15 protein-coding genes are annotated in these 18,120 nt (G+C 39.9%); 8 read left to right on the plus strand and 7 right to left on the minus strand.

Annotated features, from left to right (window positions below; all coding sequences use genetic code 11):
* Nucleotides 1-5: 5 nt before the first annotated feature.
* From PVK70_RS02595 to PVK70_RS02605, 3 genes are all read right to left on the minus strand, one after another.
* Nucleotides 6-599 (minus strand): DUF4123 domain-containing protein, encoded by a 594-nt coding sequence (locus PVK70_RS02595; RefSeq protein ID WP_130047514.1) that lies wholly within the window; start codon nt 597-599, stop codon nt 6-8.
* Nucleotides 581-2,842 (minus strand): type VI secretion system Vgr family protein, encoded by a 2,262-nt coding sequence (tssI, locus tag PVK70_RS02600; protein WP_130047515.1) that lies wholly within the window; start codon nt 2,840-2,842, stop codon nt 581-583. The genes PVK70_RS02595 and tssI overlap by 19 nt, the downstream gene beginning before the upstream one ends.
* 135 nt (nt 2,843-2,977) lie before the next feature.
* A complete protein-coding gene (locus PVK70_RS02605; protein ID WP_130047516.1) occupies nt 2,978-3,496 on the minus strand; it encodes an Hcp family type VI secretion system effector in 519 nt (172 codons plus the stop codon).
* 379 nt (nt 3,497-3,875) lie between these two features.
* On the opposite strand from PVK70_RS02605, the gene PVK70_RS02610 reads away from it, so the two are divergent.
* From PVK70_RS02610 to PVK70_RS02635, 6 genes are all read left to right on the plus strand, one after another.
* On the plus strand, nt 3,876-5,408 hold the full coding sequence (locus tag PVK70_RS02610; RefSeq protein WP_130047517.1) for a type I restriction-modification system subunit M: 1,533 nt from the start codon (nt 3,876-3,878) through the stop codon (nt 5,406-5,408).
* Complete coding sequence (locus PVK70_RS02615; RefSeq protein WP_130047518.1) at nt 5,398-6,600, plus strand: restriction endonuclease subunit S; 1,203 nt, start codon at nt 5,398-5,400, stop codon at nt 6,598-6,600. Before PVK70_RS02610 ends, PVK70_RS02615 begins: the two co-directional genes overlap by 11 nt.
* Nucleotides 6,600-7,652 (plus strand): PDDEXK nuclease domain-containing protein, encoded by a 1,053-nt coding sequence (locus tag PVK70_RS02620; RefSeq protein ID WP_130047519.1) that lies wholly within the window; start codon nt 6,600-6,602, stop codon nt 7,650-7,652. The genes PVK70_RS02615 and PVK70_RS02620 overlap by 1 nt, the downstream gene beginning before the upstream one ends.
* Nucleotides 7,642-10,920 carry a type I restriction endonuclease subunit R gene (locus PVK70_RS02625; protein WP_130047566.1) on the plus strand — a complete coding sequence of 1,093 codons (3,279 nt, stop codon included), beginning with the start codon at nt 7,642-7,644 and terminating at the stop codon, nt 10,918-10,920. Before PVK70_RS02620 ends, PVK70_RS02625 begins: the two co-directional genes overlap by 11 nt.
* On the plus strand, nt 10,920-11,726 hold the full coding sequence (locus PVK70_RS02630; protein ID WP_130047520.1) for a M48 family metallopeptidase: 807 nt from the start codon (nt 10,920-10,922) through the stop codon (nt 11,724-11,726). Before PVK70_RS02625 ends, PVK70_RS02630 begins: the two co-directional genes overlap by 1 nt.
* A 93-nt stretch (nt 11,727-11,819) precedes the next feature.
* A complete protein-coding gene (locus PVK70_RS02635; protein WP_105054831.1) occupies nt 11,820-12,152 on the plus strand; it encodes a PBPRA1643 family SWIM/SEC-C metal-binding motif protein in 333 nt (110 codons plus the stop codon).
* Nucleotides 12,153-12,291: 139 nt separating this feature from the next.
* Here the strand turns inward: PVK70_RS02635 and nagK are convergent, their stop codons facing one another.
* Both nagK and PVK70_RS02645 read right to left on the minus strand, forming a co-directional pair.
* Entirely contained in the window at nt 12,292-13,203 is a 912-nt protein-coding gene (gene nagK / locus PVK70_RS02640) for an N-acetylglucosamine kinase (RefSeq protein ID WP_130047521.1), read from the minus strand.
* A gap of 126 nt (nt 13,204-13,329) precedes the next feature.
* Nucleotides 13,330-14,073: a tRNA-uridine aminocarboxypropyltransferase gene (locus tag PVK70_RS02645; RefSeq protein ID WP_130059994.1), complete on the minus strand. Its 744-nt coding sequence runs from the start codon at nt 14,071-14,073 to the stop codon at nt 13,330-13,332.
* An 86-nt stretch (nt 14,074-14,159) separates the two neighbouring features.
* Between PVK70_RS02645 and PVK70_RS02650 the strand changes: the two genes are divergently transcribed.
* A complete protein-coding gene (locus tag PVK70_RS02650) occupies nt 14,160-14,963 on the plus strand; it encodes a sterol desaturase family protein (RefSeq protein ID WP_130047523.1) in 804 nt (267 codons plus the stop codon).
* Between the two features lie 89 nt (nt 14,964-15,052).
* Here the strand turns inward: PVK70_RS02650 and PVK70_RS02655 are convergent, their stop codons facing one another.
* Nucleotides 15,053-16,645, minus strand: a complete 1,593-nt coding sequence (locus tag PVK70_RS02655) for an AbgT family transporter (RefSeq protein WP_130047524.1) — start codon at nt 16,643-16,645, stop codon at nt 15,053-15,055.
* A gap of 334 nt (nt 16,646-16,979) precedes the next feature.
* Here PVK70_RS02655 and PVK70_RS02660 point away from each other — a divergent pair, with 334 nt between their 5' ends.
* Nucleotides 16,980-17,456 (plus strand): C40 family peptidase, encoded by a 477-nt coding sequence (locus PVK70_RS02660; RefSeq protein ID WP_130047525.1) that lies wholly within the window; start codon nt 16,980-16,982, stop codon nt 17,454-17,456.
* A 69-nt stretch (nt 17,457-17,525) separates the two neighbouring features.
* Here the strand turns inward: PVK70_RS02660 and PVK70_RS02665 are convergent, their stop codons facing one another.
* The gene (locus tag PVK70_RS02665; RefSeq protein ID WP_130047526.1) at nt 17,526-17,861 is read right to left on the minus strand and encodes a DUF3802 family protein; all 336 of its coding nucleotides are present in this window, start codon (nt 17,859-17,861) and stop codon (nt 17,526-17,528) included.
* Nucleotides 17,862-18,120: the final 259 nt, after the last annotated feature.

Genomic DNA, 18,120 nt, shown 5'->3' on the forward strand with positions numbered 1-18,120 from the left:
CTCCTTTACCATTGAGTTGAAATGGATTGCATAGACGCAAAATGATGCTCGGTCATGACCCATTGATAATCTGAAAATGGTGGAGCAATGGGATTAGAAATGGAAACAGTAAGCCACGCTTTATTAAACCACGTTATTTTAGTTACCGGTGTAAAGTAATCACGACGCTCTGTATCTGACATAGAAGCGACTAATGGCAATAGTCCTCTTGGGTCGTAATAACGTAAAAACACTTCTCCATTGCCTTTTTTAACGATTAACGCATTGCGTAATGAATACATTAACTCACTGCTGCTGGTTGTGTTTTCGGTATAAAACAACGCTCCACAATGCGCTGAGCTCATTTTATCTACACACGCCTCAAATAATGTTTGTGACGTTGCGACGTTAACCACTACAGGGCCATTTTTTATCGCATTGAACTGTGTTGCTTTAAATAGCTCAAAGGTCTCTAACTCATCGACATGTGAACTAAGCTCTGTATGCCATTCAGGCCATAACTCTGGCTCTATAATCGCATAAATGCTTTCTGATGCATCAAATAATGGCTGTTCAATAATAATCGTTCGCCATTCATTGTTTAGTTGTGCAGTTGACATACGCCCCCCTTACCACATTGGCATAACTCTTTCATTAATGCGCAATCTTCCACCATTGCACTGTATGCTGCTGAGGTCATTACCGGTTTAATTGAAGCGAGTGGTGACATTGAGAAAGTACGAGGGGGATTAACACTTGCACTATTTTGAGAAGACCCAGCCCCTGGGCCGATGGCAACACTTGCGCCAACTAAAGCTACTGAGCCTGCACCATCGACAGTAACGTCTGAGCCATATAAGGTTATCGTTCCATTGTTTTTTAAAATAATCCCTGAACTTCCCACTTTTGCACTTATCTCATCGGCACTGATGATCGTCTGCTTTCCATCTGATTTAATAGAAGCATTACTTCCCACTTCTACCGTAAGATCTTTACCAACGGTTAATGTATCATCAGCACTAATATCTGTGCTTCTTGCTCCCATCGTTATCGCGCTTTGCTCGCCTTTAATGGTTAAATCATCGTTTTTACCTACGGTGCTATTACGGTTATCATGGATAGTTAACGTCTGATCAACTGCTACGTTTTTTTCCATATTAGCGTTGTAGTTTACATCGACATCTTGATGAACTGTTTCTGTAAACGTTTGGTTAGTGGTTGATGTTTTATGACCTTCGATGGTTTCTTTTCGATCTTTTCTGATTTCATTTTCTTGATTACGCCCAACTTCTAACTCTTCATCATTACCAATGGTTCTGAATCGATTATTAAGGACATCCGTTTTCATGTCTTTTTGAGCGTGAAAGTAGACTTGTTCTTGGTTGGCTTCATCTTCAAACGACATTTCGTTATAGCCATCCCCTTTATGGGTTTGGGTACGAAACACGGTTTTAGTTTTATTCTCTGGTAGCGCATAAGGTGGCGTGTGCAAACCATTGTATACGGCACCTGTAACTAGAGGTCTATCTGGGTCACCTTCTAGGAAAGTAACCACCACTTCATGCCCTATTCTTGGCAAATAAACCGCACCCCACGTTGGCGCAGCCATAGATTGGCTCACACGTATCCAACAACCAGAGTGTTCGTCATTATTACCATAACGATCCCAATGAAATTGCACTTTAATGCGGCCCATTGGATCAGTGTAAATTTCTTCTCCAGAAGGACCTACAACAACTGCTGTTTGAGGACCATCAACCACTGGAGCTACTAATTTCTGTGTTTTAAATTCAACATCACGAGGGATACAAATAAACTGGTTTTGGTAAGACGCAGGAGATTCACTTGCCTCTTCTTCATGCACTTGGGGGTTATAACCACTGTGTGTCACTGAAATCAGAGTGTAGTCACGATTGATTGCACTTCTTGGGTGCTTTGCCAAATCAAAACTATAGCCTGCAGTTAAACGCATAATATTACTTGCGGCTTCAATTTGGTGATTTTCAACCTGATGGTCAGCTAATAAGTAATTCGGTCTTTGTTGGCCTTGATGCGTATTTTCGTAACGTCCCGGATAATCAAAAAAGGCTAAATCTGTATCTAGAAAACCTTCTTGTTGTACTTGTTGAGGAATGCGTGGTTGCTCATAGTTATAATCAGTTTGAGTAATATGCCCTGTACGAACCCGATTATAAGCACTTAATTCAAAAATATGCTCTCTATCTGCGTTACCACCACCATCAGATTGATACACTAAAGAACCGGTATAAGAGGCATTTAATGGTGAGCTGATTAACTCAGGAATAGCATCGTTTTTGTCTACAATCACCATGGTATGGTTACTTTGGGTATGTTCAAAGTAATACCATAAGCCATGCTCTGCTAATAAACGCTGAACAAAGTGACTATCCGTCTCGCGATACTGAAGCAAGTACTCTTGATTTGGGTAAGTATTCGATGTTTCAAAACGATAATCCGTCACCGAGGCACCATCGAGTACTTCAGTTAAAATATCGATAATCGATTTATCTTGAAAAATACGGCAATCTTGGCGTTGAGTCAAAAACCATAATTGAGGAACGAGCGTAACTTTATAACGTGAAAAACGACGACCAGCGCCCAAATAACGAACTTCATTCACAACACCATGGAATAATCGTCCGGCATCAATTCCCTGCCCTAGAACGGTTAATAGAGCAGACTTTCGACTTAAAACATCAAACTCAATATCAGGATCAAGTGACAATAGCGATAAAGTCACTTTAAAAGGCTGGGAAGTGGCTTCAACGACATTAAAACTCTCAACACGAAATTCATGCTGTGTGCCGAGGACTTCAAATTTAAACTCTAACTCACTACTCATTGTATTCACCTGATAGAAGCTCGATTGCATTGCTTATAAATCTTTCCAGTAAACATATAAGCAATACAATAGAGACAAAACGACAAATAGGGCCAACATGTGGCCCTAACTTTTAATGTCTATAGACAATAATCATTACGCTTCGCGCGGAGTACGCCAGTCATCATTACCGGCTGTACCACATGTTTCGTGAGTCACTTCGATTGCACGGTAAGTAAACTTAAGCACTTCTTCAGTCACACGATCAGATGTTGCTTCGTCTTGGCAATGAGCCATACGAGTTTTCATATCAACTAATAGCGCATCAATAAGCTTAATTGTGTAGTAATGCTCTTGCTTACCAGAAGTCGAAGTACGGTAGAAATTAATGCTACATTCAGGTAATTTTTCACCCGATACTAATGAGTTAAATAGCAGCGGTGAACAACGGTCTTGCTGTTTTGTTACGGTTACCGGACGGTGAACACGTTGACCTGTTGGCTGGCCACTTTGAGGGTCACGAGGAACCGTTAATACATGATCAAGCTCTTGAACAAGAAATTCATCAACGTGCGCTTCTTGCCATACGTTACCTACTGAATCTGCTGAGTAAGCATCTTTAGTGATATCGCCTTGAGTTTGGCCTTTAATTGACATATAAGCTGGAGTTGGCATCACTTTATTCCTTAATAATTGAATTCGATTTAGAATCGTGAACCTCACGAGTTAAATTCAATATAGCAATTAAGATGCCAACAATTAAACACTTAAAATACAATCACTTATTGAATTTTACTTTGAAACAAACAAAAAATTAATACAAGAAATTGGATAGTTATCCAAGAAGTTGTTTCGTCATATTGCGCTTACTACTTTGCCTGCCTTCTTCTCTCCTATCTTGATTAAAATGACTATAAAAAAACATCATAACCACGTATTATATCCCCATATTTCATTCGCTTAATTAGCACTAATACCATTCTGGATAAGTAGTTGTTCAGATAATTGGGTAGATTGGTATAAATAAGCGTTACACATAACAGCTAGGTAACCCATGCCACATACCCAAATCAACCAAGACGACATCAACAAAGCCGTATGGTCTGCTTGTGATACTTTCCGCGGCACCGTAGATCCATCTATCTACAAAGATTTCATCTTAACCATGCTGTTCTTAAAATACATTTCAGATGTTCACCAAGACAAAGTAGATGAATTAGCTAAAGAATATGGTGACGAGCCAGAGCTGATTGCGGCAATGATGGAAAGCCAATCATTCAAAATTCCAACTGGCTCTACGTTTTGGGATTTGTATGAATCACGCTTTGAAGCAGGTAACGGCTCACGTATTGATAAAGCGCTACACGCCATTGAAGAAGCAAACGGCACTAAATTAAAAGGCGTGTTCCAAGATATTAGCTTTAACACCGATAAACTGGGCGATGAGAAATCAAAAAATGACATTCTACGTCACCTATTAGAAGACTTTGGTAAAGAAGCATTAAGCCTACGCCCAAGCCGTGTTGGGTCGTTAGATGTCATTGGTAACGCTTACGAATACCTAATCAAACACTTCGCGGCTGGCAGTGGTAAATCAGCCGGTGAATTCTATACTCCACCAGAAGTATCGGATCTGCTTTCTATCATCTTAGAGCCACAACAAGGCGACACCATTTGTGATCCTGCGTGTGGCTCTGGCTCACTACTGATGAAATGTGGTAAGCAAGTTCAGAAAAACTTTGGCGGTTCTAAGCAATATGCACTGTTTGGCCAAGAAGCGATTGGCTCTACATGGTCATTGGCAAAAATGAACATGTTCCTACACGGTGAAGACAACCACCGTATTGAATGGGGTGACACCATTCGTAACCCTAAACTTCAAGATAAAGAAGGCGGTCTACTGCACTTTGATGTCGTAACAGCCAACCCTCCTTTCTCTTTGGATAAATGGGGCCATGAAGATGCAGAAAGCGATCACTTTGGTCGTTTCCGCCGTGGCGTACCACCAAAAACCAAAGGTGACTATGCATTTATCTCACACATGATTGAGACGTTAAAACCTGCTACTCCAACAAGCAAGGGCGGTCGCATGGGTGTAGTTGTGCCTCACGGTGTGCTATTCCGTGCATCTTCAGAAGGTAAAATCCGTAAACAGCTAATTGATGAAAACCTATTAGATACAGTTATCGGCCTGCCAGAAAAGCTATTCTTTGGTACAGGTATTCCTGCTGCAATTTTGTTGTTCAAAAAACAAAAAGATGACAACAAAGTTCTGTTTATTGATGCCTCTCGTGAGTTTAAATCAGGCAAGAACCAAAACGTATTAACGAGCGATAACATTCAGAAGATTGTTGATACCTACAAAGCGCGTGAGACTACGGACAAGTACTCTTACCTTGCCACATTAGAAGAGATTGCCGAAAACGACTACAACCTTAATATTCCTCGCTACGTTGATACCTTTGAAGAAGAAGCGGAAATTGATTTGATGGCAGTGCGTGGTGAGCGTTTGTCACTGCAAACTGAATTGGCTGACCTTGAAGTTGAGATGGCAAATTACCTAGAGGAGTTAGGTTATGATGCCTAATGGTTGGTCGAAAAAAAGGATATCAGACATTCTTGACAGAGTTGTTGTTCCCGTAAAACCTGAAGTAGGTACTTATTACCGAGAAATAGGCATACGTTCACACGGGAAAGGAATCTTTCACAAAGAAAAGGTTACTTCTTCTGAAATTGGAAATAAAAGAGTATTTGAAGTAATCGAAAATGCATTTGTAGTTAATATTGTTTTTGCTTGGGAGCAAGCTATTGCCAAAATAAGTGAAAAAGAGCATGGGTTTATAGCTTCTCATAGGTTCCCACAATTTTTTCCTAAAAAAGGTAAGTGTGATATTGACTATTTAGTTTACTTCTTTAAAACCCCAAAAGGGAAATACCTTCTAGGGCTTGCCTCGCCTGGAGGAGCAGGTCGAAACAAGACATTGGGACAAAAAGAATTTGACCGACTTGAGTTAAACCTTCCACCATGCTCCGAACAACGCAAAATCGCTCAAATCCTTTCTACATGGGATAAGGCAATTGCAACCACTGAAAAGCTGATTGATGCCAGTAAACAGCAGAAAAAATCTTTAATGCAGCAGTTGTTGACGGGTAAAAAGCGTTTGGTTGATCCTGAAACGGGTAAAGCGTTTGAGGGGGATTGGGAAAAAGGAGTTATTGCCGATTACATATCTTTCTCCGGAGGTGCTCAACCACCGCGAGCAACATTTATTGATCATTATAAAGATGGTTATATCAGATTAATTCAAATTAGAGACTATAAGTCAGATAAATTTTTGACATATATTCCGATAGAAAAAGCTAAAAAACGATGCAAAATTGATGATGTAATGATTGGCCGATATGGACCTCCAATTTTTCAAATTTTGAGAGGTATTGAAGGGGCTTATAACGTGGCATTAATAAAAGCAATTCCTTGCGTAAAAATAGATAAAGAATTTATGTTTTTCTTTTTGAGTATTGAACCTTTGTTTGAGTATATTGAATCTTTTTCGAGAAGAACGTCTGGTCAAACTGGAATCGAAATGGATCGCTTAAAGGAATATCCATTACATTTGCCAACATTAAAAGAACAACAAAAAATCGCCTCAGTTCTAACCGCTGCCGATAAAGAAATCGAGTTGTTAGTAGCTAAGCTTGCTCACTTAAAGCAAGAGAAAAAGGCATTGATGCAGCAGTTATTGACAGGAAAGAGAAGAGTACAAGTAGAGGCCGCCTAATGAACAATCATCTTTCACAATTAAACACCGACTTGTTAAACAATATTCGTACTTTACTGGTTGAGGGACGAAAACAGGTCGCACAAACCGTCAACACCACCATGGTGCAAACCTATTGGCAAATAGGCCGTTTAATTGTGGAAGGTGAACAGCAAGGTGAAACACGCGCAGAGTATGGCAAGCAAGTGCTGAAAAGCCTTTCTGTGTCGTTAACAGAGGAGTTCGGTAAGGGCTTTTCAGTACGCAACCTAAGAAATATGCGCAGTTTTTATCAGGCATTTCCAAATCGGCAGACACTGTCTGCCGATTTGAGTTGGTCTCACTACAATAAACTGATTAGCATCGAAAACGAACATGCTCGCCTTTGGTATTTAAAAGAGGCAGCAGAACAGAACTGGAGTGTTCGTGCTCTTGAAAGGCAAATGGGAACGCTTTATTACGAACGATTACTTGCAACCCAAGCGGGTAAGCATGATCTACAGTCAGTGCTGGATGAAGCAGAGCAAAACACCAAACCACTAGCAGTAGATGTAAAAGATTATCTTCGCGATCCCTATATTCTCGATTTTCTTAACCTGCCCTCTAGTCAGGTACATGAAAGCGAACTAGAACAAGCCTTAATTGATAACTTGCAAAAGTTCTTACTAGAACTCGGTAAAGGCTTTGCGTTTGTCGAGCGTCAACAACGTATTAGTACCGATGATGGAGACTATTACATTGATTTAGTGTTCTACAACTTCCATCTAAAGTGCTTTCTGCTCATCGATTTAAAGATGCATAAGCTCACCCATCAAGACGTTGGGCAAATGGACATGTATGTTCGTATGTATGAAGAGAAAAAACGCCGCAGTGATGATAACCCGACCATCGGCTTAATTCTGTGTACTGAAAACAACCATACGGTGGCAAAATATTCGGTACTCAATGACAGTGAACACTTGTTTGCATCAAAATACATGATGGAACTACCAAGTGAAGAAGAGCTTCGTATACAGCTTGAAAAAGAACGACAGCTACTGCTTGCACGAGATAAAAACAACGATGACAACTAACGCCGTCCCTAACTTCAAAGAAGAACAAAGCGCAAAAATTCCTGCGCTCACGTTATTAACCAACCTTGGTTATGAGTTCATTCCACCAAGTGACTGCACAGTTATGCGTGGTAACTTATCAAGCGTCATCTTACCTAATGTATTGCGTGATGTGCTGCAACACAAAACCTATTCATTCATGGGTAAAGAGCATCATTTATCAAAAAATGCGATTGATAAAATCATTCAAGAATTAGCCAACCCAGCCATGAATGAAGGCTTAAAAAACGCCAATGAAAAGCTGTATAACTCACTAACGTATGGCATTAGCGTCACTGAGTTTGTGGATGGCAAAAAAGCCAATCCAACCATTCAGATCATTGATTGGGAATACCCTGACAACAACAAATACCACTTTACTGAAGAGCTTGAAGTCGAAAACACCCACGGCACCAAAAACTACATTCCTGATATGGTCTGCTTCGTAAATGGTTTGCCTTGGGTCGTGATAGAAGCCAAGCGCCCAGACTCCTCAACGGTAGGAAAGCCCACCATTGAAGAAGGCGTATCTCAAACCATTCGTAATCAAAAACAAGATTGCATCCCTCACCTATTCGCTTATAGCCAATTGGTCATGTCGGTGAATGGACACGATGGACGCTACGCTACTTGCGGAACCCCAAGTAAATTTTGGGCGAAATGGAAAGAAGAAGAAATCACAGAGCACACTTTTTCACGCTTAAAAAACACGCCATTATCACCAGAAAATTTCGACCGTATTTTTAACCATCGCCCGAATAAGGTGCGTGAAGAGTATATATCGCTGATCTCAGGCGGTGATTTAATGGTGACTGATCAAGACCGTTTATTGATGTCGCTACTTCGTCATGACCGTCTATTAGAAATGACTCGCCTTTATACCCTGTTTGATAAAAAAGTCGGCAAGATTGTTGCGCGTTATCAACAAGTGTTTGGCATTAAAGCTTTAGTGGAGCGTATCACCTCATTTGATGATCTGGGCGCTCGTAATGGTGGCGTAATTTGGCATACCACAGGCTCTGGTAAATCGTTCACCATGGTGTTTTTATCTAAAGCGCTTATCTGGCTTAAAGAGTTAGCAAAATGTCGCGTGATTGTGGTTACTGACCGAGTGGATTTAGAAGACCAACTGGCTCGAACATTTGCCTCTGGTGGCGCATTATCAGACAAAGATAAAAAAGAGGCCATGGCGACCACAGGAAAACGCCTAGCCGAGCAAATTGGTAAAGGGAATGAGCGTATTATCTTCTCTATCATCAATAAGTTTGGTACCGCGATTGAGCGACCAGAATGTTACAACAACAGCCCGGATATTATCGTATTAGTAGATGAAGGGCACCGCAGCCAAAACGGTGAAAACAACATTCGTATGCAACAAGCGCTACCCAAAGCCGCTTATATTGGATTTACGGGCACCCCACTGCTGCAAGACGATAAAACAGAAAATAAATTCGGTAAGATCATCCACTCTTACACCATGCAGCAAGCGGTAGAAGACCAAACCGTTACCCCACTATTGTATGAAGAGCGCATTCCTGATCTCAGCACCAACGACAAAGCCATTGATGCGTGGTTTGACCGTATTACCAATACATTATCAGAAAAACAGCGCACGGATTTAAAGAAAAAATTTGCTCAAAAAGGGCAAATTTACCAAACCGAAGGACGTTTAGAGCTGATCGCCCATGATATTTCTGATCACTTCCAAAACTTTAAACACCAAGGCTTAAAAGGACAATTGGCGTGTGACTCTAAAGCCTCTGCCATTCAGTACAAAAAGCTATTGGATAAGATAGGTAAAGTGACATCGGTTGTTGCAATGTCTGCGCCTGACACTCGTGAAGGCCATGACACGGTTGATGGTGAAAGCACTGACACAGTACAAAATTGGTGGAAAGCCAATGTGACAGAAAAAGAATGGCGTGATGAAAAGGCCTACACCAAACACATTATTGATGAGTTTAGTAAAGACGACGGCCCCGACATCATGATTGTGGTTGATAAGCTACTCACCGGCTTTGATGAGCCAAAAAACACCGTGCTTTACATTGATAAACCGCTTAAACAACATAACTTAATTCAAGCCATTGCGCGTGTGAACCGTTTGCACGCTAAAAAGCAATTTGGCTATTTGATTGATTATCGTGGCATTTTAAAAGAGCTTGATGCATCGATAGCAAACTACCAAGAGCTAGAAGAGCGCATTAAAGGTGGTTTTGATATTGATGACCTAGAGGGTCTTTACCATCGCATGGATACCGAATACAAAAAATTACCAGGCTTATATCGCGATCTCTGGGCTATTTTTGATGGCGTATCAAACAAACAAGATGGCCCTGCATTGCGCCAAGCGTTAGCACCAAAAATCGATACCATTGATGGATTATTAACGGATACCAATCTTAAAAAACGTAACGATTTTTATGACGCATTAACCGCGTTCTCTAACTGTTTAAAAGTGGCACTGCAATCGGCAACCTACTTTGAAGATAAGAGTTTTGACGACAAACGAGATTTATACAAAAAGACCTTAAAATCCATGTCTGATCTGCGTAAACAAGCCCGTGAAGATGCCGAAGAAACGGTCGATTACGATGAATATGCAGAAAACATTCGCACCATGTTGGATAAACATATTGGTGGCGTAGAAATTCAAGAATCCGAAGGCGCTTATCTGGTGGGTAATATGGGGAAACACGCCAAACCAGAAGAGATGAGTGACGATGAAGCGCGTAACAAAAAAGACGTGATAACAGGCCGTATCACTAAGATGATTGAGCAAGATTTAGCAGACGACCCTTATGCCCAAGAGTATTTCTCTAAATTATTGAAACAAGCCATCGATAAAACCAAAGAGATGTTTGATGCCCCTATTAAGCAATACCTGTTATTTGCTGATTTTGAAGAGCAAGTGATCGAGCGTAACGTTGAAGGGTTACCAACAGGCCGTTTCTCTGAGCTTGATCCAAAAATCAAACGTCATGTGCAAGCGTACTTTGGTCTTTTCTTAAAACACGTAGAAGATACCAATACCTTGAGCGAAGATGAACGTTTCAACTACGCATTAAAAATTGATGAAATAGTTACCGCAGCCGTTGCTGAGTTTTCAATTAACCCACAAGAGATTGAAAACCAGATCCGCCGTCAACTATTGCCTGTTCTATTCAAAGCAATTGGCATGGATAAAACCAATCTAGTGATTGCGGACATTATCCAGATCACTCGTTTAGGCGTAGCAGGTCATCATTAATGGCATCGGTAAACGAAAAAGAGAATAACAAAGAAGAGTACAGCTTTATCTATGGTGATGAAGCTGTCTCCTACTCTGTTATTAGGAAAAATGTTATTAGAAAAATCGTTACTCAAAAAAACAATAGCGAGAACGCAAAGCGTAAAATTAGCATCAAGGTTCATCCTAGCTGTGAAGTGGTGATTAGTGCCCCTGATGACGCAGAGCGAAGCGACATACATGATGCCGTGATGAAACGAGCGAGTTGGATTTACGACGCACTAAAAGAGTTTCGTACCCATTTAGAGTATGTAGAAACCAAACAGTATGTAAGCGGTGAAATGCAATTTTATTTAGGCCGTCGCTATGTGCTTAAAGTGGTTGAAGATAACTCCGCGTTACCCAGCGTAAAAATGAGTCGAGGCAAACTGCTTGTTACCCTCACCCGTTTTAATGACGACAAACAGGCCCTAACCAAAGCGTTAGTCTCTGGTTGGTACGGCGTAAAAGCAGAGCGTATTTTTCATGAACGGTTAGCAGAGCTATTGCCACAAGCAACATGGGTTGATGGTATTCCAAGTTTTCGTGTGATGCCAATGCAAAAACAATGGGGAAGCTGCTCTGCCAAAGGGAACTTGATGCTTAATCCTCACCTAATCAAAGCCCCGAAAGAGTGCATTGATTATGTGATACTGCATGAGCTTAGCCACATTGCAGAACACAATCACAGCGAACGCTTCTGGCGCTTATTAACCAGCGTGATGCCAAATTGGAAAGAAGTGAAAAGCAAACTCGATGGTATGGCTGAGCTGTACTTGAATGAGTAAATCAAGATTACTTTTTTTAAACCTTTATCACCACTGCCGTTTATAGTATAAACGTGCCTAAAATACTGTGTTCAAAAATTATAAGGCTCCAAGATGTCTAAAATGTTCTTCAAAGGTCGTATCGAAACTCGTCAAAATCACGTTCTTTCTGGTTTTAACACCAAGCGTGACGTTAAGTTAGGTACTGAAGAAGCACCACTAACTTTAGTTGTTCAAACAGAGGAGCGTAAAGTTGAAATTGAAGCGCAGCTTACTGAGCACAACTTATTCGCAAACATCGAAGTGAATGCTGAGAAAGAAGAAAATATTCTTGAGCTTGAAGGCGTATTAAACAAGCCTAAAACAACTCGCTTTGAAAAAACACCTAACCGCAACGAACCTTGTTCTTGTGGTAGCGGTAAAAAATACAAAAAATGCTGTGCTTAATAACGACTCCGTTATTTAACTTTTAGCTAAACAGCTGATTGTATTTCAAAAAAAGAGCCTCTGTTTATCTGTTAGTAATAACAAACAACATGAGGCTCTTTTTGTATCTGCATTTTCTATTCTAAATATTGAGTCAAGATTAGTCTTTAATATTTAAGAATGCTGCACCACGAACGCCGCCAGAATCACCGTGTTTTGCTTTGATAATACGAGGCACGCGACCTACTGATAATAAGTGCTTTGGAAGACGCTTTGGTAACTCTTCATAAATCAATTCAAAGTTAGATAAGCCACCGCCAAGTGCAACTACATGTGGGTCAAAGCAAGTAAACAGGTTGGCAAAGCAAATTGCTAATAATTCCATAAAACGCTCAACATACTCTACCGCTTTTTCATCACCAGCTTCATTCGCTTTGATGATATCAATCGCTTTCTTTTCTTCACCATAATAATGAGCATAGAGCAGTTCAAAGCCTCGACCAGAAAGGTAATTATCAATACAACCTTTATTACCGCAACCACACTCTAATAATGGTGCTTTATCACCTAAGTGAAACCATGCATCGATTGGTAAGCGAGAGTGGCCTAACTCCCCTGCTACATGGCTGTAACCAGAGAATGCTTTGCCATCAAAGATCAAACCACCACCAAAGCCTGTTCCTAAGATTAGCCCCATTACTGATGGAGAGTCTTTTAATTCTTCATCCCACGCTTCTGATAGTGCAAAACAGTTCGCATCGTTATCGATTTTTACTGAACGACCAATCTTTGCTTCTAAATCTTTACGTAAGAATTGACCTTTTGCTGCAGGTACATTACTTGTTAATAAAGCACCCGTTTCAGCGTCTTCCATTCCTGGGATCCCTAAACCGACTTTACCTTCAACGCCAAATTCAGCATCATATTTTGCAATTAAGTCAGCAATGTCATCAACCAATAATGCGTAATCTTCTGTTTGTGTTGGAATTCGTTCAGTGGCAACGCGCTCTAATTTTTCATTAAACGCGCCAAATTCAATCTTTGTGCCGCCTACATCAAAACCGTAGTACATAAGGTATCCTTGTCCTAATCTATTTTAAATTTTTTATGGTGTTATCTTACCTAATTTATATAAATACAGACTGTGACCTAGGCGGAATTACCTTCTATTTTGTGTGAAATGTACCTCAAATCCCCATTAGATTTGGTTGCTTTCTTTCAGTTCTGTACGAAAATCAATCAAATGTTTTAACCCCATCCCTCTTTCTGCTCCCTTCACTGGTCGCTTACTGTAAAGGTAGTGCTCTCGAAATAGCTCAAACCAACACTCTAGATGCTTCGCATTTTCTTTTTCACCAAATAAATCCAACACCAAACTTGCCACTTCAACCGTTGATAGCTGGTGATCTTTTGAGGCCTTACGCATAATGTAGCTAGATAAGTGCTCACTATTAAATGACAGCACAGGCAATTGATGTAGATAAGTACTTTTACGATACATACGGCCCGCTTCGCGCCAACTGCCATCAAGTAAAATAAATAAAGGTGTTTTACCCTCTTCAACCACAATATCATTTGTCACTAGGGCTTTATTTTCAATTTGCTCTTCTGGGAAGATAACAAACGGTTGATACGAGTCATCTTGCAATAAAGCAAGCATATCTGGATTTGGCTCAGTGCGAGACCACAGATAAGCATGAGTCTCAGGAATTAAGTCTGCAATAAGTTTGCCTGTGTTACTTGGTTTTAAAACTTCAGTATCAAACATTATTAACAAAAAAGCCGCGTTAGATTGAACGTTTGGTTGATGCTCACAAATGCAGTAGTCTTTATGTACTTGGCAGTACTCACAACGGTTCACATTAGCACCACGCGCATTAAAGGGTTTTGTAGAACGTGCTAATCTTTCTTTATGTAATTGGTGGACTTTGTGAATACGCATTTGCAATAACCAAGCTATTTATATGGAAAAAAAAGCGCATTTTACTTACAGTATGAGTAATAACAAGTTTAATAAGAGAATTCCGAATGGAAATTAACTGGATTGAATACAATGACCCTCTACGCTTGGGCTTCTTTATCGTTGCATTCATCATTTTTGCTTTAGCTGAATACCAATGGCCACGTAAAGTCTTAACGCAAAAAAAATCTACACGTTGGGCTAGTAACATAGGTTTAGTCTTTTTTAATAGCTTAATTCTTCGTCTCACTCTGCCTTTATTAGCCATTGATGCTGCTTTTATTGCACAACAAGAACAATGGGGATTATTTAATTATTTAAACACGCCATCATTTTTAACAGGGCTTCTTTCTATCTTGTTATTGGATTGGTTAATCTATTGGCAACATCGCGCCTTTCATCGTGTTCCTTTATTATGGCGCTTGCATCGAATGCATCATTCAGATCAAGACATTGATGTCACCACAGGGACGCGTTTTCACCCTATCGAGATCATTATCTCTATGTTGGTAAAAATAGCGGCTATTGGTTTACTTGGTATTCCAGTTGAAGCGGTTATTCTGTTTGAAATTACTTTAAACGTCAGTGCGATGTTTAACCACAGCAATCTGTTTATCCCAACCTGGTTAGATCGTTATATTCGAGTGTTATTGGTGACGCCTGACTTCCACCGGGTTCATCATTCTGTTCATATTTCTGAAATGCATAATAATTATGGTTTCTTTTTATCTATTTGGGATCGCATTAGTAAAACCTATTTAGTAAAACCAATAGATGGGCATAAAGAGATGAAAATCGGGCTTGGTTTTTTCAGAAAAGAAAAAGAGCAACGCCTAGATAAAATGCTGACGCAACCATTTAGAAATAAATAAATTAAAAAAGGCGATCCGAAGATCGCCTTTTTATTTATATGCTTAGGGCTAATTACATACTCAGAGCTAAGCGTTTATTCTATTAACCGTTATGGTGTGTAGAACGTTGCTGCACCCGGACCTACTGGTAAACCGAAGACGAATACCCATAGGTAGAACAGAATACTCCAACCAAACATGAACACCATTGAGTATGGAAGCATGGTTGCAATCAGTGTACCGATACCTAGGTTCTTCATGTAACGTGTCGCTACCGCAAGGATAAGACCGAAGTAGCTCATCATTGGTGTGATGATGTTCGTTGTTGAATCACCAATACGGTAAGCTGCTTGAATTGTCTCTGGTGCGTAACCTACTAGCATTAGCATTGGAACAAAGATTGGTGCGGTTACTGCCCACTGTGCAGATGCAGAGCCGATCATTAAGTTAATGAAGCCACACATTAAGATAAATGCGAAGAACAACATAGGACCAGTAAGACCGATATCTTGTAGGAAGCTCGCACCACCAACCGCAATTACTTGACCAAAGTTAGTCCACTTAAAGAAAGCAACAAACTGTGCAGCAAAGAACACAAGAACAATGTACATGCCCATTGAAGACATTGATGTTGCCATTGCATTGATTACATCACGATCATTCTTCATTGAACCAGTAATTTTACCGTAAACAAAGCCAGGAACCGCGAAGAATACAAAGATGAATGCCACAATACTTTTCAAGAATGGAGAGCCTGCAACCGTACCAGTTGCTGAACGTAATACACCATCTTCAGGAACAATCGTCCATGCAAGTAATGCACTCACAACAAGAACAGCCACACCTGCAAATTTAAGACCTTTCTTCTCAAGTGCAGTCAGCTTACCCATCTTATCGTTTGATAAATCTTCTGACGCTTCTTCATCATTATATTTACCAAGTTTTGGCTCAACAATTTTCTCTGTTACAAAAGCACCAGTGATTGCGATAAAGAATGTAGAAACAAACATGAAGTACCAGTTTGCTTCAGGGCCTACTGTATAAGTTGGGTCAATCATTTGTGCTGCTGTTTCTGTAATACCAGAAAGCAGTGGATCAACCGTACCGATTAGAAGGTTTGCAGAATAACCACCTGATACACCAGCAAACGCCGCCGCAAGACCTGCTAACGGGTGACGACCTAGTGAGTGGAAAAGCATTGCAGCTAATGGAATAAGTACTACGTAACCAAGCTCAGATGCTGTATTTGAAATAATACCTGCAAATACAACCGTTACTGTAACCATACGCTTAGACGCGCCCATTACCATGCCGCGCATTGCAGCAGATAACATGCCTGAGTGCTCTGCGATTGCAACACCAAGCATTGCTACAAGAACAGTACCTAATGGAGCAAAACCAACAAAGTTTTTCACTAAGTTAGTAACGATAAGTTGTAAGCCTTCAGCATTGAATAGGCTAACCACGTGGATCATGCCATCAGCGGCTCGTCCTTTTGCCCCTTCAGGGCGAGGATCCATTACTGATAATTCAAAGTAACCAGCAATACCTGATGAAACTAAAATTGCCACACAAAAGATTGCAAAAAGGGTAATTGGGTGTGGTAATAGGTTTCCTAAATATTCTACTGAATCAAGAAAACGTGTGAACAACGGCCTTTTTGGCTGCTGTTGATTCTGTTGTTGCGATGCAGACGAACTCATCTGTAACTCCTTGTTTTTGACTTAGCTCTTCAAATAAAACACAACATTTCGTACCAAATGGTTAAATTATGAGTATTTTAGTTAAAAGTAAGTACTTCCAAAATTCACGCAAAGGTTACATGATTGTAAAAAACAAGGAAAGCGCTAAATGTCACAAAACATTTCATTTGTAGATTATTCATCCAATCGATTGAACAAATACCACACCTTTGCCCAACATTTAATCAGTTTGATTTACAAAACTCATGAGAGATATATAAGATTATTATTAATATTGCGTTAAACTGTGAAAATAAGTCAAAATAGTAAGGTTGCTTTTTATCTAGGATGACACATGATTCGCCATTTTATTTTAACTTTTACTCTACTCACTCTATTTGGCTGCGCCTCTTCTCCTGAACCTCAATTAACGAAAGAAGAAATTCGTATTCAGCACCCTCAGCTATCAACGTCTGATGCGTATCAAGATTACTTTCAAGAATGGCAAGGCGTCCCTTATAAATATGGTGGCACAACGAAACGTGGGGTTGATTGCTCTGCATTTACTCAAGATGCTTTATACAACTTGCACCAACTCTCTTTACCTAGGACTACTCAGTATCAAGTCGTAATAGGCCAGCTAATACCACTAGAAAATGCGCAAAAAGGCGATTTAATTTTCTTTAAAACAAGTGTAAAAGTTAGGCATGTTGGGCTGTATATTGGAAATAGAGAATTTATGCATGCTTCAACATCAAAAGGTGTGATCATTTCAAGTCTTGATAATCCTTATTGGAAGAAGGCATTTTGGCAGGTTAGGCGAGTACTATAAAGGAACATAAAAAAGCCAAGTAAATTGAATAACCTTCAATGTACTTGGCTTTAATAGCAATTCTACTAATTATCGGAATGCGCTATCAAATAGGTTTTTAATCAAGCCTATGTAGTCATCTAAGAACATCACTTGCTCATTTGTCGCTTTTTGAACCCAAGCACTTGCTAATACTTCACCTAAATCCGCCACCACAGCATCGGCTTCTCGCAATAAGGTGAATCTCATTTCCGATTCTAGTTCTGGATTTTGAGCAAATACCGTCATTAAATTAGAAGCCACTAGATCAGTCACAATGTCTTCCACAGTTTCCTCCCCAGTATCCCCTTGCTGATTAGCAAAAATAGCTAAATTCTCTGTAAGGTATTCAATTAATGAATGGTAGCCTTCAGTATTGACAATCATAATTTATCCACTTGTTATGGTTCATAGCGCTTAAAAGATTAAAGGCTTAAACTTACTTTTAATATGTTTTGTCACAATTTATCAAAATAGAGAATAACACTCAAATCCTTTCCGTTTCTATTGACAACATAAGTAATTATAAGGGTGATTTTTATGCATTACCGTTTATCTAATTAATTGTATTGGTATTATCTGCCATACTTCACAGATATTTATTAGGAATACACTATCCTTAATGATGTGGTTTTTCAGATAATCA

Origin of the sequence: Aliivibrio sp. A6, from assembly GCF_028765505.1 — a bacterium.
GTDB lineage: Bacteria > Pseudomonadota > Gammaproteobacteria > Enterobacterales > Vibrionaceae > Aliivibrio > Aliivibrio finisterrensis_A.